14 protein-coding genes are annotated in these 22767 nt (G+C 39.3%); 13 read left to right on the top strand and 1 reads right to left on the bottom strand.

What is annotated here, in order from left to right; all coding sequences use genetic code 11:
* Positions 1-678: 678 nt before the first annotated feature.
* A complete protein-coding gene (locus HQQ94_RS13265; protein WP_173294869.1) occupies positions 679-2409 on the bottom strand; it encodes a Calx-beta domain-containing protein in 1731 nt (576 codons plus the stop codon).
* Positions 2410-3773: 1364 nt separating this feature from the next.
* On the opposite strand from HQQ94_RS13265, the gene HQQ94_RS13260 reads away from it, so the two are divergent.
* The 13 genes from HQQ94_RS13260 to HQQ94_RS13205 all read left to right on the top strand — a co-directional run bounded on the left by HQQ94_RS13260 (position 3774) and on the right by HQQ94_RS13205 (position 22163).
* Positions 3774-4358, top strand: coding sequence for a fimbrial protein (locus HQQ94_RS13260; RefSeq protein WP_173294868.1), 585 nt, complete (start codon positions 3774-3776; stop codon positions 4356-4358).
* 320 nt (positions 4359-4678) lie between these two features.
* Positions 4679-5212, top strand: a complete 534-nt coding sequence (locus HQQ94_RS13255) for a fimbrial protein (RefSeq protein ID WP_173294867.1) — start codon at positions 4679-4681, stop codon at positions 5210-5212.
* Positions 5213-5275: 63 nt separating this feature from the next.
* Positions 5276-6310: an OmpA family protein gene (locus HQQ94_RS13250; protein ID WP_173294866.1), complete on the top strand. Its 1035-nt coding sequence runs from the start codon at positions 5276-5278 to the stop codon at positions 6308-6310.
* Between the two features lie 51 nt (positions 6311-6361).
* Positions 6362-7030 carry a molecular chaperone gene (locus HQQ94_RS13245; protein ID WP_173294865.1) on the top strand — a complete coding sequence of 223 codons (669 nt, stop codon included), beginning with the start codon at positions 6362-6364 and terminating at the stop codon, positions 7028-7030.
* Positions 6993-7817, top strand: a complete 825-nt coding sequence (locus HQQ94_RS13240; protein WP_173294864.1) for a fimbrial protein — start codon at positions 6993-6995, stop codon at positions 7815-7817. The genes HQQ94_RS13245 and HQQ94_RS13240 overlap by 38 nt, the downstream gene beginning before the upstream one ends.
* An 86-nt stretch (positions 7818-7903) precedes the next feature.
* Positions 7904-10216, top strand: coding sequence for a fimbria/pilus outer membrane usher protein (locus HQQ94_RS13235; protein ID WP_173294863.1), 2313 nt, complete (start codon positions 7904-7906; stop codon positions 10214-10216).
* Positions 10217-10770: 554 nt separating this feature from the next.
* Positions 10771-12534, top strand: coding sequence for a Calx-beta domain-containing protein (locus HQQ94_RS13230; protein ID WP_173294862.1), 1764 nt, complete (start codon positions 10771-10773; stop codon positions 12532-12534).
* Positions 12535-13363: 829 nt separating this feature from the next.
* Complete coding sequence (locus HQQ94_RS22610) at positions 13364-13663, top strand: hypothetical protein (RefSeq protein WP_254304058.1); 300 nt, start codon at positions 13364-13366, stop codon at positions 13661-13663.
* Entirely contained in the window at positions 13605-14636 is a 1032-nt protein-coding gene (locus tag HQQ94_RS13225) for a reverse transcriptase domain-containing protein (protein ID WP_254304057.1), read from the top strand. Before HQQ94_RS22610 ends, HQQ94_RS13225 begins: the two co-directional genes overlap by 59 nt.
* Positions 14637-15147: 511 nt before the next feature.
* Positions 15148-16629 (top strand): hypothetical protein, encoded by a 1482-nt coding sequence (locus tag HQQ94_RS13220; protein WP_173294861.1) that lies wholly within the window; start codon positions 15148-15150, stop codon positions 16627-16629.
* A 454-nt stretch (positions 16630-17083) separates the two neighbouring features.
* Complete coding sequence (locus HQQ94_RS13215; RefSeq protein WP_173294860.1) at positions 17084-18052, top strand: hypothetical protein; 969 nt, start codon at positions 17084-17086, stop codon at positions 18050-18052.
* A 625-nt stretch (positions 18053-18677) separates the two neighbouring features.
* Positions 18678-20168 carry a hypothetical protein gene (locus HQQ94_RS13210; protein ID WP_173294859.1) on the top strand — a complete coding sequence of 497 codons (1491 nt, stop codon included), beginning with the start codon at positions 18678-18680 and terminating at the stop codon, positions 20166-20168.
* A 441-nt stretch (positions 20169-20609) separates the two neighbouring features.
* Positions 20610-22163, top strand: coding sequence for a hypothetical protein (locus HQQ94_RS13205; RefSeq protein ID WP_173294858.1), 1554 nt, complete (start codon positions 20610-20612; stop codon positions 22161-22163).
* Positions 22164-22767 lie beyond the last annotated feature (604 nt).

The raw sequence follows: 22767 nt of genomic DNA, 5'->3' as shown, positions 1-22767 counted from the left end.
TAGTGCAGCCATTTTGGATGGTGTATACAGGCTGATTTAGTTTCATCTCATTGGCATATTTTGTCTATTATACCCAAACGACTTCAAGGTGCAGATTTGAGTATTTGAAAATTGTCGTTAATCCTCCCGTTTAAAGTATCGTCTATTGTCGACATTATCTTGCCCGTTTTTATACCGACCATCGCTCAACTTTGTTGATTAGGTAGCATGTACGGCATCCATGTATAATGGGTGTCATTTTTGTTAAACTGATGCGTAACAGTCGTTTCATGTAATCTAAGCACTTGTGCAATCATCGGTGCAGACGACTCTTCAGTATGCAGTAAAATAACTTGTCATCGGTTATTAAAATCCATCACGACGTGTTTTGTACTGTGATTCTAAGGAATATCTTTTTGAACTGTTAAAGATATTTGGCATGGTAAGAGTGTTCGTTTTTAGGCATAAACATTATCTACCAATACCGCTGATCGATACTGAGTCAACAAATTTTGTCAACACTTGATAATGAAATGTCTTATGGTGAACTATTGATGATTAATTAATGGCAGTACAAAGGTTGTTTTATGCATGAACTGAGAGCCATTCTAAGATGAGACTATCTCTGTCATTCAATCACAGTGTATGCATGAGTTGAATGAGCAGAAATAGTCCTCGTCCTATTTATGTTGTCTGATATTATGGCTTCTTGCTGAATCCATTGTAGCTATGACTCCAAGTGCCATTAGCATTATGGTTTAATTGCCAGCGACAATGCTGCTCAGATGATGGTAAAGCAAAGTAGCTATTTTTATCATCATTAAATCGTGCAACAACACTGCCACCATCATTATGTTTCTGTTGATAGTTTATCTGTTTTCTATTTGCATAAGCTGGAACACTTTTCCAGCTACCATGGTCATATATCCACCCATCTTTACTTGTATGGTTTGTCACCCTTGTCCAAAGTTCTGTATTTATCTGTTGTCCCCAAAATCCTCCCGAAACATTACATTGCACCTCAACTGTCATGGAGACGGTATAAATCTGATCTTCAATATTTACCGTTGCAGTTTTAGAGCTGCTTAACACGTAATCATTACTGGCTGACAATGTTATCTTCACCGTTTCCGTATTTTCTATCTTAGTGTCATTTGTAACATCAACAGAGATGGATTTTGTTGTTGTATTAGCAGGAAAAGTCAATGAATTTTGAATCGTCTTGTAATCCGTTCCATTAGTTGCGGTGCCAGTTACGTTGAAGTTAATAACAGTCGCAACATTAAATACTGGGGTAACCGTCAGTTTAAAACTCCCATCTGTGCTAGGTTCTTTGGCATGTTTAATTCTTTGAATTGTTAATACGCGTTGTATTGCATCCTCAGCAACGACGTCTATTGAATCTGTAATAGTAGGGTCGTCATTAAGACTGGCAGTTACTGTGACTGTCTCTCCGACATTGAATCCATCCTCAAATACTAATATGCCAGTATTCACATCAAGACTGACATCATCACTTGGGGACACAGTCCAGGACATAGAGTCTGAATCATTAATCCCATTAGTCGTAATAGGTTCGCCGTCGGTATAATCCACGGTATATTTTAGTGCAATAGACTCCCCTTTAGGAAATGACTGGTGATCACTAGAGTTACCTTGGATCTTAATTTCTGAATCTCCATCAGGTATGCCGCCACCCGCGACAACGATGATTTCATCAAAAACATCAGGATACTCATTTACCGATGCCTTAACGGTGAACTCATCATCTTTATTAACTCCTGCATTAAAGGTGAGTTGCCCTGTTATTTTATCAAGATCGACATGCGCCAAGTTATTATTCCCTAATGCGGAAACCTCCCACGTCATATAAGTAGAATCATCGTCTATTGCCGAGGTTGAAATAGGTGGAGAATTAGCGTATTCAACAGTATAAATTAGCTGAAACGGGACGCCTATTGAAAATACTTGATTGTCAACAGGATTATCATCAATCCTGATATCATCTGTCATATTAGCGCCAGGATTGGGTGCGCAGCTTCCATCTACAGGATTAACATCTACGTCATCATTTTGACCATCACAATCAGTATCTGCCTTGTCTGGATTAGTACCCATTAAAAATACTTCAAGGCCTTTGGGCAAATTATCATGATCATTATCTGAAGCACCATCGAGAACGGGTTTATTAGCATCATATATATTGGTAAAGGCTTTAAACTCAGTTAAATCGGTAAGACCATCGCCATCATAATCTGCTTTACCAGGAGAATTTGCATCGTAGGGGTTCCAACCATACATTCTTTCTATGCGGTCATCTACACTATCACCATCTGAATCTGCCGCCATCGCGATGCTAGAAAAAGATAACGTCGTTATTAATGTGACGGACATCATTGATAAATCAAACTTTGTTGCGTATCGCTTCATTGGAACCTCTTTGTAAAGTTACATATCAACCTTCAATTGATTGAATGATAAATAGCAAAATAAAAAAAATCATTTTAGTTATGGAGTAGCATCATAAATGTTAGCTTGTGTAATGTATTTGATGTAACCATGAATTAACAATCAGCTTGTGTGGGATTTTCCCACTGTCACCTAGCAATATTAAGCCTAAAGAAGCGCCAGAAGACTTAAGGTGTTAACATTAATAGTGCAACTGTATATGGTGCCGTCATTAATGCTTACATTACTTTATACCTATACCTATACCTATACCTATACCTATACCTATATCTATTTCGCTACATTTGGCGGTGTTGTTAATGTTTAACAGGTAAGCGTATGTCATTTATTGCTGAGATCTAGCCATAACTTCTAAAACCTGACATTTCATTTGTACATACTCATTGCAGGCTTAATATTACTGAAATCAATTTAAATCGGCTATTCGGGTCCAAGTTCTCAAGATTTATATTTACTTTATGTGGTGAGTCTTAGATTAAAGGGCAGTTTTTAGGGAGTTGTATATTCTTCACTATTATATAGGTTGTTGACTATTTAATGAGTGGCATGAGCCGTTCCATGCTGGCGTGGTTTTTCGCTGAAAAATTTGTCAATATTGGCAATTATCACTAGATAATAAGGAAAGGGGTTACCGAGCGCTTTTAATAAAACATAATACATCACGTGAATCGTTCAGTGCCGATGAAATGATTAACAATGAAGGTCAAGTTGAAGGACTAATACTATAGTTGCTTTATAAAGTTTACGTAATGTAAATAATCTCGCTTGAACTGGCCATATGTAATAACATTTGAAACATTTAGTTAACTTTTTGTTATTAGGATACTAAGTTAAGTGGACATTAATGCAGAGTATATAAGTTAATATTAATATGAAAGCATGCTCATCATCCAACTCTCTGGCATAAATGATATCAAAAATTGGTCAATAATTAAAATATAGAGTCTTAAATTGTATTTTTATGTATTAATTTTTAAGCTTAATTATGACGAATATGGTGTTTTTATCATTTTTTTTAAACATTTTTTGGGTTTTTATTAATCATTTATTGTTTAATAAAAAATCGATATTCATTTTTTTTTCAAGTGTTGAAAAAAATTAAGCGTAATCTTATCAAGGTCTTAGGTGTATTTCTTATTGTTGTTTTTTATGGGTGTATCGTTAGCCATATTAAAAGTAACCATGAAGGCGTGGGGATTTCCCCAAGGCTACTGATTTTGACACAGTGTCAACTTTCCGTACTATGGCCCCACATCAATTGGTGATGTTAGTTAAACAACATTTATTGAAAGTAAATTAATCAACAATCAAAAGGTATATACATAATGACTCACACAAATACAGTTCTTAAATTTTCTCTTCTTGCACTTAGTTTAGGAATGATGTCATCTGCTGCTCAAGCTGCTGTAGATGGTCAAGTTCAAATCACAGGTTCAATTAACTCTGGTACTTGTGACGTGTTACCTGAAAATCAAAATGTTGAAGTAGCACTCGGCTCTGTTGGTGTAGATACCTTCGCTGCAGGTCTAGGTACAAACTCTACATTAGTACCTTTTGATATTACATTAACTGATTGTGTTGCAGGTAATAATGACGAAGGTACACCTATTGATAAGGTTGCCATAACATTTTCAGGTATGGAAGATAGTACTGTCTCTGGTCTTGGTGGACTTATTGCAGCTGGTGGTCCAGATACTGCACAAGGTGTAGGTGTTCGTTTATTTGATAATGATGGGTCAACTAAAATTGGCATCAATGACGGAATTTCTTACAATCAACAAACAATGGGTGGTGTAGCTGACGATATCATTATGAATTTCTTCGCAGCTTATGAAGCTACTGGTGCTGGTAACCTTGTTAAAGCGGGTAATGCTAACAGTGTTGCTCAGTTCGAACTAACGTACCTATAAGCATTGTAATAAGGACTTGCTTTATTTGTACTTATTGTCAAAGTTTGCATGGTCCTGATTAAATGGTATGAATATTCGATTGTTATTTAATGTTATCGTAAGTACTTTATCGTTATTTAACAATCGACTTTCCTATGCTTTTAATTTATTTCTTATTTAACATGTTTAATTTTATTGTATGGTAGCTTTTAATTAATACTGAAGTTTAATGAGTTGTTTACTAAAATCTTTTATTGGATAAGATTTCAGTAGCCTATTTATATATGAAATATAATTCTCTACCTTGTTTTAATTGTTTTAACTTGATCTGGATATTTTTTATGAAAACTAATATAGTTGCACTTTCTACATTAATCACCTCTCTATTACTTCAGACTCAAGTAATAGCAGCAGATGGCCAATTAAATATTACAGGTACTTTGGTTGAAGCCAGTTGTGAACTTGCAACAGAAAATATTTCTGTTGCGTTGGGAAGCATTGGTGCTGATGTTTTCGACGCTTCTCTCTATTCACCTAAAGAGCAATTTACCATTAAGTTACAAAACTGTATTGGTGGTGATGGAATAGCAAAGGTTGCAGCAACATTTACTGGCAGTGATGCCGACGGCGATAATGTTCTTGATATCGCTACTCTGGGTGGCTCAGAAGCGGGTGGCGTAGCCATTGAATTTTTTGATGCAGCTGTTGGGGTGGATGAAGTACTTCCGTTAGGACAACAATCATCTGGTGTACTTTTACCAACTACACTAGGAGATGTAGAGCTTGATTTTTATGCTGCTTATAAAAAAGTGGGATCGAGTGTAACTGCTGGTTTGGCAAATGGTTCTGCTAATTTTGAATTAACCTATTTATAAGATATTTTTTTAAAAGTGATATATTATAGTTATTAATATATCACTTTTAGTGAGAGCCAGTTAATGAATCAAGATAATAGAACAATGAGCTTATTTATTACCTCACTTAGTTTAAGTTTGGGGATATTATTTTCGCCTCTGACGATGGCACTTGATTCAACCGTAAATGATGACATAGCAGAGTCTGATGTTGAATTGGGCAAAGGTTGGTGGATAGGGGCAGCTTTAGGTATCGGCGTCATGGATGACCTTGAATGGAGCTCCATATCTAAACAAATTAACTTGTTAAAGCTCGATGCGGGTTATGATTTTAATCGATATTGGGGTCTCTATAGTGCGTATGATTATAGTTATAACTATACAGAAACCGCATTTCACAATATCCAACTCGGCGCTCAAGGTCGCTACCCATTAACAGAAAATTTATCTGTATTTGGACGGGCTGGGATCGGCTATTTATTTAACAATACTCAGCAGCCAGAAACTAAAGCCGATATCAGTCAAAGTAACTTTGTCATCACATCTGGCATTGGGCTTGAGTATCGACTCAGCAATGCTGTAACGACGAGGTTAGCCTATGAATATACCCCAGGCATAGAGATGGCGAATACCGAACTTGGATCAAATAGTCAATTTGTAGGCTTAAATCAATTATATTGGGGCTTAACCTATAAGTTCGGCCAGCCAAGAGCGCAGCAGGTTGAGATCCGTGAAGTTGAAGTGATTAAAAAAGTCGAAATCATCAAAGAGGTCGAAACAACACGCCAACTCCCAGGTGCTACCCGTGCCGATTATTTATTGCCGTTTGAACTAGCCAAAGCCGTATTGTCAGAGTATGTGCGCTTTAGTTTACGAGAGATAGCCGATTTTATGCAAGATAATCCTGATATTAGCGCCGATATTACCAGTCGCACCGATGATTCGGGTAGCGATGCATTTAATGCAAAATTATCCACTCAGCGTGCTAAGGCAGTGACGGATTACTTAATTAATTTGGGCGTAGATAAACACCGTTTGTTTGTGCGCTCAGTATCCAATAGTCAGCCATTAACTGGCGTGCCCGCTATCGAGCGCTCGGTGGAGATTAACTTTCGTTAGTTCAACTAAACTTATACCTATCTTATCTTTTTATTGAAAAGTGATTGCATTATGAAAGTACAAAATATATTCCCAGTGTGGTTTGTTTTAATTTTAGTGTGGTCAACGTGTACTATTGGCGCCGTTGCGCCGACCAATACTCGCTATTTTATCGATTCCTCCCAAGAACATATCAATATCAAGGTACATAATGGTGCCGATACTGGCTATATGGCGCAGACATGGATTGAGGATATAGATGGCAATAAGGTGACGGATTCCTTTTCATTGTTGCCATCAGTATTTAAAATTGATGCGAGCGGTAATGTTTTAGTGCGGTTATTGAATAAAAAGCACTTGCAACAACAAGATCAAGAGTCATTATTTTATATTGTGGTACAAGATATCCCTCCTAATAAAGGCGGAAAAGATAATGTCATTAAAATTGCTTATCGTTCGCGAGTCCCTTTATATTATCAACCTGAAAATATAAAAACCAATAAGCAAACTCGTAGTGATTGGATTGATAGTCTTACTTGGACTATCGAAGAGGGGGTGTTGCAGGCCAACAATGCTTCGCCTTTTTACTTTACAATAGCATCGATAAATGGTGAAAAGTTACCTGGAGTGAATATTGTTCCGCCCTTTGGTACTTATCAATTTAAATCGGTAACATCTATCCCCAAAAAATATAGGTATGTCAATGATTTTGGTGCGTTTGTTCTTACTAATATTGATTAATATGGTGTCGGCTTCCAGTGTGTTGGCCGATTGTTCTTGGAAAACTAACATTGGCTTGCCAAGCCAAATCAGCCAAACCGATGAGCTGGTGCGCGCCAATGGTACAGTCTTACTGGATTGTGGTGCCGACAATGTCACTTTTAGCTTAAATTTAACATCACCAGCGGCCAATAATGGTGGATTTACGACCAACTTAACGGGGATCACGGTTAAATATCAAGTGAATACAAGTCCAATTAACCAAGTTGAGCGTGAGTTCAGCAGTGGCCAGACCTACCCGTTAGAGGTACTGATCGAGCAAAAAGAAGGCAATGATCAAGGTGGACAGCTGCAACTGCCGCCATTTAGGGTGTGTTATACCGAGCCCAATGCAGCAGGTCCACAGTGTAGAGAGCATTATTTTACCAGCTCTCTGACAGTGAAAAAATTAAGCTGTGAATTGCCTGCGGTTACTTTAGTACCATTGGGCGTGATATATACTCATGAGCTGCCATCCCATGCGGTGAGATTTAATTTACCACAAACCAGTTGTATTGCTGAAAACGTTAAAGACATCTCATTTGATGCCATTGGTGATAATAATGTGATCAGTATTTCTGCTGCCAGTAGCGCTAAAAATATTGGCATTGAGCTGCTTTCCGATAACAACGTGATTTCACTTAATCAGGATTATGCAGCCTCTGATATTGTGGCAAAATCATTAGCGGCGCGGGTGGTTCAAAAAGGCGGTACACCGAGTGCTGGCGAATTTAACGCTGTGGTTACGATTCATTTAACCTATTTTTAAGTAAATATTAATATGTTTTCTTTATATAAAAAATATAAAAACATTCGGCTTTTTTTGTTATTTTACTAAGTCTTTATTCACAAAAAATGGCACAAGCTGCTGATTTTGATTTTGATTTTTTTGAAGGCGAAGTGACCGAAGAGCTGCTTAAGCAAATTGAATTAACCGATGTGCTTCCTGAAGGGCGCACATTAGTACAAATGAATATTAATGAAGAAAGTAAAGGTGAACATTGGATTGAGATACAAAAATTCGATGAGTATCAACAATTATGTGTTTCAGCAAACTTGCAGCAATTAACCGCCATTAAAGCCAAATATTTTACTCATAAGGAAAAATTGTACTGCCTGAGCGATAGCGATGAATTTATTGTGTTTAGTTATAGCAGCAGTACACAGAGCGTGAATGTTCAGGTGCCACAAAAATATCAGATTGATTATAATCGTAATTGGTTACCCGAAGAGCATTGGTCGAATGGTGATAATACTTCGTTTGTCAATTATAAACTCAATGTTAGTGATAATTACACCGATAATGAGCATACCAGCTCTTATAATGCCTTGTTATCCGCGGGTGGCACCTTAGGCTCAGTACATGCCTATGTCGGCGGCACATTAAATGAAGATAATCAACAACTTTCAGATGCGTATTTGTTTCGGGATATTGGCTCACAGTCACGGATGAAAGTGGGCAGTATTTCTTCTGCGGGTAATTTTGGCGGCACTAGCTTGAACTCGATTATCGGGGCATCACTTAATACCGATCCGCTGATGAAGCCGCCATCAATGCGTAATTATACCCAGCAGTTTACCGGTGTAGCGAATAGTAATGCCACCATCATTTTTTATAATGAGTCAGGCAATCAAATCGCGCTTGAAAGTGTGTCAGCGGGTCCTTATTCTATCCCCTTAGGAGGGTTACCCTATGGCCGATTGACCGTTGAGGTTGATGAAGCGGGCAGCGGGGTGAAAACTTATGTGGTGTATAATAGAAATACCAGTTTTTTGTTATCCGCTAACTCCTATGAATTAAATCTTGTTGCTGGCGTGGATGAAGACAGAGATATTGCGGTTACCGCGGGTGAATGGCGTTATGGCTTGTCAGATACCTATAGCGCGGCATCGGCTTGGGTGGCGGCCAATGATTATCAGCAGCTTACGGTATCTGGGGCGGCCAACTTTAACGAGTACGGCACCACATCGCTTGCCTTAAGTACCTTATCAAGTCGGTGGGATGATGATCATTTAACTACGCCGATTCGGTTGCAGCTCGATTATCAAAATGAGATCATTAAAGATGTGACATTGAATGCATTTTTACAAACCAGCCCTGAGGGTTATCTTAATTATACCGATTTAAATGCGGCTAGTTCTAGCACAAGTAACGTGTTTGACGACCCTGTGGCGACACGCATCAAGCAAAGCGAATATAACCTGACGTTAAGTACAACCTTAACCAAAAAAATTGGGCTCAATGTCCGTGCTTATGGTGAATACTTTTTAGATAAACGTAAGAGTACGGGTGTTGGCATTTATTCAACTTATGATGTTAATTTGTTTAAAACACGTGCAAATTTTTCCTTGTCTCTTGATAGCAGTCGCGAGGAGACTCGATATGAAAGCACTGATGATTATTCTATCACATTAACCATGAGCATTCCTTTATCTGATACGGCAAATACCACATTTACGTTCAATTCGGGTAAGGATTATAGCAATGCCGATGCGTATTATAATGTCAATGATGGTGATATAAATTATCAAGTCGGCGTGGGCACTGACAGTAATAGTAATACTAAAGCTTCGGCATATGCCCAATATGAGCGAGGCTGGGGCGCCGTCTCCGGTGATGTTTATGTCGATGAGAGCACTACTCGTTTGGGCGCGGATGTAGAGGGAAGTCTGGTCTTTATCAATGATCAGGCGGTGTTAACCCCTTGGTTTAGGCCGCCGGTGGCCATTATTGATATGAATGGCGCTGAAGGGGTGACCTTAGGCAATAATATCAGTAATTCACAAGGTATTGTGGTCACAGATTTGACCCCTTATTCGCCGACTAAACTGTCAGTGGATGTGGATAATTTACCCAGTAATACCTATGTCAGTGCGCAAACGATTAATCTCGTGGCTAGGGAAGGGGCGATTATTCGCGCCAATATGAGTGGTGTGCGTCAGGGCAGAAATATTTTATTGACACTCTCACCAGCCCCCGCTTTGGCTACACCTGTGGTGGATACAGCAGGTAAAGAGTACGGTTGGGTATCAGAGAATGGCGAACTATATTTGGCCGCTTTTCCGCTCACCGCAGCGGAGTTATCGGCAGGAGAATGTCAATTTAGCATACCTGAAATGGAAGTTGAACAGACAGGTTTACACACCATGGCGATAGACTGTCGTTAGTTGGTAGATTATTGGAAGCAGCTAGGTATCGTACTTAGCTGTATTCTTATGATGTTATCACCAGTGTACATATTAAAGTGGTGACATCCCTTTAATCAAGTAGTCAAATTGAGATACATCTACATGATTTAACATAGTCGTGTCATTGATATTAATGTTTAATATCGTTCAGGGCTGTTGATTCCTATGACTGATAAGTTAGATATATCGATTCAATGATTTTACATAACACATTGATATTATATGTTATTTTATTGTCTCGATATCAATCCTATTTTCTGACTGTCTTACTTAGTGGGAAATACCCACACAAGCTGATTTTTTATTTATATCAATATTGAGTATATTTCCAACATAATATTGATGCTATTCATTTGCAAAGTGCACTTAACATCATACGTTAATCTGCTTTTATGATTGGGCGTTTTTTCATACCAATATCAATTCATCACACGTCAGGCTTGACTTGCCTGATATGAGTATTTTATTCATTGTCTGCTAGGTTCCATTTTTGGATTTATTGCAGCTAATGCCTAATTTATAGAGAGTACTTAATGAAACAATGTGAAAAAAACTTTAGTCTTTGCATTATGTCTGCTGCGTTAGTGGCGGCCTTATCGTTTTCTAGCACAGCAATGGCAGCAGATTCAGATGGTGATGGCCTCGATGACAGCATCGAACGCATGTATGGCTGGAACCCGTATGATGCTAATTCACCTGGCGAAACAGATACTGATAAAGATGGTCTGACTGATCTAACAGAGTATAAAGCCTTTACCAACATGTATGATCCCAATAACCCTGTTGATAAGGGTGATACAGATGATGATGGTGATACGCTACCTAAAGGTCTGGAAGTGTTTTTAATGGGTACTAATCCAGACAAGGCGGATAGCGATTGTGATGGCGTGGATGATAATCTAGATGCAAATCCGGTTGACGGAAGCTGCGCTCCCAATCCTGGCGCAGATATGACAGATGATATTACGATTGATAGCGATCCCGCTGATGGGCAAACATTTTCAATTGGGGTGCCTGTTGAACTGGTTTATACGGTTGATTATGAAGGTTCGCCAAGCATTTCAACCTCAGACATAGATGATGATTCTACTTATATGACGTGGGAGGTTTCCGCATTAGGAAACAGCAACTTGGGGTATGTTTCCCTTGATATAACAACAGGGCAACTCACCTTTAATGAAGGAGTTAATAAAGATGATCAGTTCACCGTTAAGGCATCGGTAAATGAGTATCCTGATGTTTTTGATGAAATTATAGTGGTCGCGGGTAGCGGAATACCTGATGGTGACTCAGAAATTACCATCGAAGGAAACCCTAATGATGGACGAGATTTCCCTAAAGGAGAAGCCATTCCACTGATATATACTGTGGATTATACCGACGGTAACCCTATTTCTACCGATGGAATTGATGATTCTGATACTATGGCATGGACTGTTTCCCCGAGTGAAGATGTGACGCTTGATGTCGATGCTGGCACACTCGTCTTTGGAGAAGGCTTTAGTGTCGGAAGTTCAGCGACTGTTACCGCAACACTTAACGGTTATCCTGCTATCACTGATACCATTGAGGTTGTAGCTGCAGAGGCTATCATACCGACAGTGTTGACCATAGTGGCATCAAAGCATGCTAGTGAGCCTAACACTAACGGACGTTTTACCTTAACCGCCACTCCAGCGTTTGATGTTGCTACTGTTGTTAATCTCAACATCACAGGTACGGCAATTAATGGAACAGACTATACTGCAATTCCAAGTTCATTCACTTTCCCAGCTGGCAGTTCTTCAGAGACAATCGATGTTATTGTTAAAGACGATACATTGGAAGAACCGACAGAAACGGTGATAACCACATTAGTGGCCAGTGAGGATTATGAGTTAAGTACTTCTCCTGCTGCAACGGTGAATATCGAAGATCAGGTATACGGTCAAGTTGGCTGTGAAGGATTGAATTTGAATGGCAATACGCGGATTTTTAGTGGCGGTAATACGACTCCTGTGGTTGTGTTTAAGTGTCTAGATCCCGCAGCGACAGCAGAGAATCTTGCTGGTGACCAAAGGCCTGATCACTTATGGGGAAGTTTTAAAAGAAATTCAGGAACGATCGGTAGTTTTGATTACGGTTCTAGTGCAGGTACGGTTTATTTAACCGATAGTAATCGTCGTGATGTTGATTTATCCGCAACCATTAGAGGCAATACCGCCAGAATAAGATCGGGTATCTTTTCAACTCTGCCAGGTGGGGCTAATCAGTGTACTTTTAATAACAATGCTATAGAGTGTGGTTCAGCAGAATAATATATTAAAAATATGCATAGCATCACCGAGTTATTTTAATCTGTGGTAATATCCAAAAGGGACAATTTTTCTAAATTGGCCCTTTTTGTTTGCCCAGCGAAGCTGGCAAACCCAGCAGGTTGAAAGAAACCTGTATCACCCTGGCTAAGGGGAAGATAATCCGAATGGCAAGGGCGTTGCTGGCTAACGGTAGGGTCTGAAGGAAGCCATAGGAAGTGAGGTGTACACAACTAACCGTAACCTGTTTCGGCACTATTGGTGGGTGAGCGTGCAAAATAGCGCGAAGCCCAATACTTAGTCAGACTAATAGTGTGTTTGAGGGTGGAATACCTTATAGGGAGCCAGTGCAGTAACTGGGGAAGCCTGGCATCAGTTCCAGTGATAAGGGCTGGAGGCATTATCCCAAGAGGTGATTCAAGGGAAATGTTGGTGTGAGGTGGCAGATGAATCCGTAGTAGTGAGTAAGGCTCGGCCTGTGAAGCCCAGTAATGGTGTGGAGGATAAAATCAAGCTGACCATCAGCATCAAGTCTGGTGGAGTATTAAGTTGCCAAAAGCGCTTAATATTGCGAAGGGAGGAAGCGTGCTTTAAGTCTGTAATGAGCAGATGTTTTTTTTTTTCAGAGGTACACAAGTCGATTCGCTATCGAAGTCTTTTTGAACTGGTCACCTTAGGAGTAAGGCTCTGGCTTAAGAAACTGTACAAGGGAGTAGTTTTGTCACTGTTTAGTAGATTGCCATTGCGCTAGAACGCTAAGCAACAAAGTGAAATAGACCGACTTTGAGGAAGTCATATCCGTCCCCATACAGCACACATATCAGTGAGGAATATGCGAGTTTATCACAGTTTATACGGGCAACTTCTGAGTAAAGAGAAGCTGTATAAAGGATTTAGAAGAGTGTGGAAAGCCAAAGGCGCGGCCGGCATAGACAGGCAGAGCCTAAGCGACTTCGCCTCAAATCTGAGTGATAACCTCGATCAACTTCTTCATGAACTCAGCACTAAGCAATATCAAGCTCAGCCAGTCAGGCGGGTTGAGATCCCCAAAGAGGATGGCGGCGTGAGATTGCTTGGTATTCCAACTATTAGGGATAGAGTCGTTCAACAAACCCCTAAACGATCTACTTAGCCCCATCTTTGAAGAGCAATTTCACCCGTCAAGCTACGGCTATAGGCCAAGGCGAAGTTGTCACGATGCGATCAACAAAGCGACATTGTTTATGCGTCGGTACGAGCTTAAACATGTAGTGGATATGGACTTGTCAAAGTGTTTCGATAAATTAGACCACGGGCTAATCTTATCAAGCATCGAAAAGCGAGTTAGTGATGGTAGCGTGCTAAAGCTGCTCGTTCAGTTTTTGAAAAGTGGTGTGATGGTAGATGGGCACAAGCAAGCGACAGAAGTAGGGAGTCCGCAAGGTGGTGTAATAAGCCCACTGATAGCGAATATCTATCTGGATGCGTTTGATCAAGAGATGAAAAAACGGGGTCACAGAATAGTGCGCTACGCAGACGATATCTTGATTTTATGTCGCAGCCGAGCAGGGGCAGAAAATGCACTCAAGCAGGCGAAGAAGATACTGGAAGTCGAGTTAAAGCTTGAGGTAAACTCGCGTAAAACCCACATAGCAGACAGCAATGAAGGTGTGAAGTTTTTAGGAGTGGAGATAGGTAGTCGATACACACGTATCGAGCCGAAGAAACTAGCAGGGTTTAAATCGAAGCTAAAACAGATGACAAAGCGCAATGGTGGTAAGCCATTAAGCGAAGTGATCAAAGCGGTGAATCCTATTTTAAGAGGGTTCAGTCAGTATTTTCGGATAGCGAATGCGAATAGGGAGTTCGAGAAAATAGCAAGCTGGCTAAGGCGTAGGTTGAGGAGCGTCCAACTGAAGCTGTGGAAAACGCCACAGCGACTTCACAGACGGTTGAAGCAGATGGGGTATAAGCCCCCGTTTAAATCAATCAAGATGAACAGTTGGCGTAACTCACAGAGTCCGTTAGCAAACTATGCGCTGCCCAATAAATGGTTTGATAGCTCAGGGTTAGTGAATCTTGGACATGTAAAAACGGGATATGTGTTCAGCGCAAAGCTGAGTTAAGTATGCAGGAGCCGTATACGAGGTCCGTACGTACGGTTCTGTGAGAGGGATGAGGCGGTAACGCCTCACCCTACTCGATATGTTTTAAAGTTGGATAAGTCAATGTGATACTATAAACATATTAGAGACTCTCTGGGGAGAAGTATCCTCAGTTAATCGGTTGTTATTTATTCACTTGTTATAGATTCAATTAATTATGTAATGAGTTTTAATATTATCATCCACTTGATAATTGTTTGCTATTGCTCAAAATAGTGGGGAATACCCACACCAGCTGATTTTTAATTGATATCAATGTTGAGTATATTTCCAACATAATATTGATGCTATTCATTTGCAAAGTGCACTTAACATCACACGTTAATTTGCTTTTATGATTGGGCGTTTTTCCATACCAATATCAATTCATCACACGTCAGGCTTGACTTGCCTGATATGAGATTTTATCCATTGTTCGCTAGGGTCTATTTTTGGACTTAAGTAGCAATTCATAATTTATAGAGAGAACCCCATGAAGCAATGTGAAACAACGTTTTGTCTTTCAATCATGTCAATTGCGCTATTCGCAACCTTATCGTTTTCCAGCGCAGCCATGGCTGCAGATTCCGATGGTGATGGCTTAGATGACAGCATCGAACGCATGTATGGCTGGAACCCGTATGATGCAAATTCTCCTGGAGAAGATGATTATGATAGAGATGGGCTTACGGATCTGACAGAGTATAAAGCGTTTACTAATATCTATGATCCAAATAATCCCGTTACAGATGGTGCATCAGATAATGATGGCGATACTTTGCTTAAAGGTCTCGAAGTATTTTTAATGGGGACAGATCCAGATAAAGCGGATACAGATTGTGATGGGGTGAATGATAACCTTGATGCTAATCCAGTTGATGGCAGTTGCTCACCAGCTCTAAGTGCTGATATGTTTGACGATATTACTATTTATGGAGATTTTCTTGATGAGCAAGTATTTTCGATAGGGGTCCCTATTGATATGGTTTATACGGTTGATTATCAAGGTTCGCCAAGCATTTCAACCTCGGATATAGACGATGATTCGACTTATATGACGTGGGAAGTTTCTGCATTAGGGAACAGCAACTTGGCGTATGTATTTCTTGATAAAAGAACAGGGCTGCTCACCTTCAATGAAGGGGTTGATGAAGATGATCGTTTTAAGGTTACTGCATTCGTGAATGAGTATCCTGATACTTCAGATGAAATTATTGTTGTTGCAGGTTCTGGGATACCTAATGGAGACTCAAGAATTACGATTAGCAATGATTCTAGTGATAGTCAATCATTTCCAAAAGGCGAGGATATTCCACTTAACTATACCGTGGATTATACCTATGGTGATCCGATTTCTACCGATGGGAATAATGATTCAGCTACTATGGTATGGTCAGTACCGTCAGAAGATAATCTCACTCTTAATAAAGATACTGGAATATTGGTTTTTGGTGACGATTTTCCTGCAGAAACCTCAGTTGTTGTCACTGCAACGTTAAAAGAAAATCTTGAAATTACTGATACGATAGAGATCTTTGCCAAAGATGAGCCTAAAGTGTGTGGAGTGACGATAGATAATGACGCGGGAACGTTTAATTTCTCGGTTTCAGGTGATTTTCCGTGGGTGGGGAATGGGGTAACATGTCGAGATGTGGGAGCAGGGTCGACGTCGCCATGTGGTATGTACTTAGCGCTTACGGAGTCGCAGTCTACAGGGTTACAAAATCATTTCCAAATATATCATAGGAGTATAATTTATAAAGGCTCTGCTGCTGTTAATAGTAATATGAAAACATATTGGAATAATCAAGATACTTTCATTGAAAAGAGCATTGATGTGCCATTAGCTGATTTAAATAAAGCGAAATATGTGTGCGTTCATTATCATATGGGGGGAGGCTCACCGTCACATCCTAATGTGGCTAATGCTCCCGCTTCTTGTTTACCCATTGAGGAAGCGTGCTCCATTAATTAACAGCGAATATGTCTCTTTACAACCAAGCGCTAGAGCAGGATATCTAGCGCTTGAATTTTTAAGTGAATACTTTGTTTTTACAAATCCTCAAGAGTCCACTTTATTTTAAATTCAGTTTTTGTTATATGTTTTTAAATTATTTTTCATTGCCTTAGATGACGATAGTGGGGACAGGCACACGCTTGCTGATTTTTTATTGTTATCGACTTTCGTTATATTCAATCTTGAATATTTATCCATATTAATAAAGATTATCACAATCATGAGAGTAAATGATAAAGCTTGATGTATTTGAGCGATTTCATTTAATCCTGATGTACATTAGTTTTAGTTTCAGTGGTTAATACATAATTTAACAAAAGGTAATCCAATGATACAACGCAGAAAAAGACTGTTAAGTCTTTCACCTATATCTATTTTTTTAATGACGGTCTTATCGTTTTCAGGCGCAGCCATGGCAGCAGATTCCGATGGTGATGGATTAGATGACAGCATCGAACGCATGTATGGCTGGAATCCTTATGATGTAAATTCACCTGGTGAAAGTGATTATGATGGCGATGGTCTTACCGATCTAACTGAATATAAAGCTTTTACAAATATCTACGATGAGAATAATCCTGTTGCTGCTGGTGATACAGATAATGATGGCGATACCTTACAAAAAGGCCTTGAAGTGTTTCTAATGGGGACTGATCCAGAAAAAATAGATACCGATTGTGATGAAGTTGATGATAATCTGGATGCGAATCCAGTCGATGGAAGCTGTCATCAGGGCCAAGTAACGATAGGTGGAACTGGGCCATATAACATATATTTAGAGTGGAATTCAAATCCAGCGCTTAATAACCGGAATAATTACGGAGAATCAGGTGTTTATCCGATAGAGGGTATAAATATTGTGGATGTAACATCAGACTTAGGGACTCTTAGTGGTGTAGAACTAGTAAATAAATACGATATTTTACAAGTCAGTAATACTGACACCTACCCTCAGAAGCTGCTCGAATATGTCAATGCCGGTGGTGTGTTAATTTTTGGTTACAATGTCAGTGGTAACGCTACTATTAGTGCATTTGGCGGTACGGGAACCTTAGGTCACTACAACGCTCCAGCCATGCTTACATTAGTTGATGATCTCGTTAATAACGGACCTTTTGGTTCTATTGTGGGGGCGATAGATGTAATTAACACATACCCTAGTGGGATGTATTCTACTGCAAGCCTTCCAGCAGGTAGCACTTTATTTGCGACGATGAATGGAACTGCAGCAGGATTTGTAGCAGGTGATGGTGGCAGAGCGGTTTTCATGAATGATGAATATTTTTACCGTCGATTCGATAATGGCAATGATACAGTTGATACTAATCAAGAAAAATTTATTCATAATATTTTAAGTTATGCATTAGATAAAGCAAATTAAATGAACTTGGGGTTAAATACGATAAATTGAAACTCATTTAGTGACAAAGTATCGAGATAGTAATGTAATAAAAGGTAGGTGCAAGATATTTTTATCTGGCACCTAATTGATATTATAAGGCTTATACTCAAAGTCTTTTATTCTTTGTGGTACATTGATGCGTATTACTCGTAAAAAATACAAGATAATCAACGTATTTTAGATGGTTACGAATCTGGTGAGCTCAGAAACAAAATTTTATCTTGAGTCACAATGAATCCACAGCCGAGTCAGTGAGATTATCAAGCAACTAGATGAAGCCCTGGTTGATGTACAGCTAAAAAATAAAACTTAAATTATGACATAACTATTTGTATAAAATGATTTTAATGTACAATAATGTTATGACCTCGAATCTAGTGTTAATCCGTTAAACCAAGTCCATATTCTCTCTTTTTTTATATATAAAGAATATATAAAATATTTATAATGTACGTTTTTTGTTCGAACAATACATTATATTAGACACAAGATTATAAACATTGCAGTAATGGAATGGCTGTAGTTGAGTGAGTTGATTTATTCAATTTCTACTTGATGTCAGTACGTTAGTCTTCATCTATGTCTAATTTACAGAGAGAACAAAATGCAACAACATAAAACAAAATTGACTCTTTCACTGATGTCAGTGGCACTCGTCGCAGTGTTATCTTTCTCAAGTGCTGCGATGGCTGCAGATTCTGATGGTGATGGTTTAGATGACAGCATCGAAAACATGTATGGCTGGAATCCTTATGATGCAAATTCTCCAGGCGAAGATGATTATGATGGGGATGGCATTATTGATGTGACTGAATATTACTCCTTTACTAACATGTATGATGCCGATGACCCCGTTGATGCTGGTGATACCGATGACGATCAAGATACACTAGCTAAAGGCCTCGAAGTGTATTTAATGGGAACGGATCCTGATAAAGCGGATAGCGATTGTGATGGTGTAGATGATAATTTAGATGCAAATCCTGTTGATGGTGTGTGTGAAATTCCTGAGCCAAACCCTGGGGTTGATTTAACTGATGATATTCGCACTTCAGGTGGTGATTCAGAAGATCAATCACTTGCTCCTACAGTGCCACTTCAGCTTTATTATGCTGTTGAGTATAATGATGAACAGACTTATTCAACTGAGAATATCGACCCAGATAGTGATTTCATGATTTGGTCTCTGTCTGATAATACATTTGCAAGTATTAATGAAAACACAGGCATTTTTGAGTTTTATAACGGGACTCCTGAGGGGACAGTGGTCACAGTGACTGCAACGCATATCGATAATGGTGACATCACTGATACTATGCTTATCACCTCAACCATGGGGATCCCTGATGTGAATGGGATTTTGAATGATGATATTCGAACTGATATCGGCGATTCAGATGACCAAACAATTGCAGCCGAAGTCCCGCTCCAGCTTTATTACGCCGTGGATTATACAGATGGGGAAACCTATTCAACCGAGAATGTTGCACCTGATAGTGATGTTATGAGTTGGTCTTTATCTGATTATAGTGATGCAAGTATTGACGCCGATACAGGGGTTTTTGAGTTTAAACCGGGGACGTTAGCGGGAACGCAAGTTACCGTGACTGCAACGGGTAATGAAAATTCTGAAATTACCGATACGATAGAAGTCTTTGCTAAAGATGAACTAACTACAGGTTTAGCGAATCTTTGTGATGTATATACAGAGCCTGTTAAGGTCAGAATTACTGATAATTGTTCCACCTGTCAGGCATGGTATACGAATATTGATCTCACATGTGTTGGAGGCGAAGCTACAGTGCTCGTTGTATCAGGAAGACCTGCTGGGGGTTCGACACAAAGTCAAGCATTTAGCAGAGCATATGACATTGGGGGAACATTAATTGCGGAAGAGATGGGTAGTGTTTCTATCAGTGGAGGCTCAGCAAGATTGGATTTGGTTGAAACTAATATAAATGAGGCGATGGGAAACCGTGCAGCGATATGGGCTGAAGATGGACAACTTATGTGTCATGCTAGATTTAATTATGACAGTAATCCTCAATTTTCTGGCTGTACGGTAACGAATGAGGTAGCTCCTTCAGATCGGTGAATATATAAGCATAAATCGTTAATCAGGTTTACTCGTTGCATTCGATGATGTCCTAAAGCCTTTTTTCTGGATATAAATTTCTTTATATAACATTGCAACTAAGTAACCTAGGTAAGGATAAATTTATCTTAATGCTAGTATGCTGTGACCGTTTTAATTGCTTGCTGTGGATCAAAAGAGTGGGGAATACCCACATTAGCTGATTTTTCATTATTATCGATTTTAGGTAAATTACATCCTAATGCATTGATGTTAGCTTGCAGCATCTATTGATAGAAAGCGTTAGCGTATATTTATGCTTGGGTTTCTATCGCTATATCAATTAAAAATCATCATCACAATGTTCAGATTCGATTTGTCTGAGTTGATTACTTTATCCATTTTTCCTAATGTGCGATTTTTTGTGCTTAAGATTCATGTTTAATTTACAAAGAGGTTACCATGAAGCAATACGAAACAAAGTTTAGTCTTTCCATTATGTCAGCTGCGCTAGTGGCCGCTTTATCTTTTTCCAGCGCAGCGATGGCGGCAGACTCAGATGGTGATGGCCTAGATGACAGCATCGAAAGGATGTATGGCTGGAACCCGTATGATGCGAATTCACCTGGTGAAAGTGATTATGATGGCGATGGTCTTACCGATCTAACTGAATATAAAGCGTTTACTAACATTTATGACCCCAATAATCCTGTTGATATGGGGGATACCGATGATGATGGTGATACCCTACCTAAAGGTCTGGAAGTGTTCTTAATGGGTACTGACCCAGATAAAGCGGATACAGATTGTGATGGTGATAATGACAATGTGGATTCAAATCCGGTTGATGGGAGCTGCGCACCAGATCCGGGCGCTGATATGACAGATGATATCACGATTGATGATGAATTTGCCGACAATCAGATATTTTCGATAGGTGTTCCCGTTGATATGGTTTATACCGTTGAATATACCGATTCACCCAGTATTTCAACTTCGACCATAGACGATGATTCTACTTATATGACGTGGGAGGTTTCCGCATTAGGGAATAATAACTTGGCGTATGTCGAGCTTGATAACACAACAGGGCGACTCACTTTTAATGAAGGAGTTGATGAAGATGATCGTTTCACGGTGAAAGCGTCGGTAAATGAGTACCCAGAGGTTTTCGATGAAATCATAGTGGTCGCGGGTGCTGGAATACCAAATGGCGACTCAGTCATTACGATTGGAGGTGACTCTAGTGATAGTCAGTCATTTGCAAAAGGTGTGGATATTCCACTTAACTATACCGTGGATTATACCTATGGTGATCCGATTTCTACCGATGGGAATAATGATTCAGCTACTATGGTATGGTCAGTACCGTCAGAAGATAATCTCACTCTTAATAAAGATACTGGAATATTGGTTTTTGGTGACAATTTTCCTGCAGAAACCTCAGTTGTTGTCACTGCAACGTTAAAAGAAAATCTTGAAATTACTGATACAATAGAGGTTTTTGCCGAAGATCAAGTACTTGGTCAGGGAATATGTTCAGCTGAAGCGAATATAAAATCGATAAGGGTTAAAGCTGGCGCGACGCCTCCTTGGGGCGCCGGTGATGGGGCTACCTACGTCAATTGCGCTGGAACGATTAGCGCCAGTAAGTTTGGTGGAAATGCTAATTATTATAATAATAAGTTTAGCCTAGCTTATGTCACAGATGGTTTTGGCAACGGTAGTATAAATGACCCATATGGTAAAAACTCTATCACGCTAACTTCGGATCAGATAAATCATTTGACGAGTGTAACATCTTCTGCGGTTGGTGATCCTACTAGTGATAGTTGTGCTAATGGACCAATATTAGGACAGAATGTTAAAACAAGTATTTCTGGTTATATTAAGTATAATACCACTACTAAGGTATTAACATGTTATGAGACTCAGAGTGCGACTTATTGTGATGGTGCAGGAGGGCAAAGTTCGTCATCATCTTCATCACGCACATGTGAGATCACATACAATTAAGTAAATAAAGAGAGATTATAGCTATTTATTGAGCGCTTCTTTTCATTAAGAGGCGCTCATTTTTTTACTTTTAAATTAAGCATCATAAAAACAGATTCCGCTACAAAAACATTGAATTTTCTAAGTAAACCATGATCTGATGAGTTAATTTTAGATAATTAACTCATCAGATCATGTTAATCCTCAATTCTTAGCAATGGGCAAAAGAGCATTTTCATCATGCTTGTTTAGGCGATGCTTGTAGAACACAAAGACTGATTAACCTGAACTTGGGATAACGAGTGTCACATACGTTTAATTTTTTACTTAAAATCAATGAGTTAAATTCCACTTGATTGTTATTTACCCACTTATTTGCTTAATGCCGACATTTTTGTCGATATCAAGGCGGGATTTCGTACGTAATAGCTGACTATTACTAGAAAGCACAACAAAGATAGGGGCCAAAATAGCGATATTAAGCGGCGCTGCTTAACCCGAGCTCAGGTTGATTAATACCTGTGCTGATATGGCGGGTTTCAGTGGTAAATCCATAGTGAAATCATGCATTGGTAATTGCTCTAAACTAGAAGGTGTCTATAGATTGGTTACTATGATAGCCATA

The sequence above is a fragment of the Shewanella sp. VB17 genome, assembly GCF_013248905.1.
Lineage (GTDB): Bacteria > Pseudomonadota > Gammaproteobacteria > Enterobacterales > Shewanellaceae > Shewanella.
This window is presented reverse-complemented; position numbering and strand designations above follow the sequence as displayed.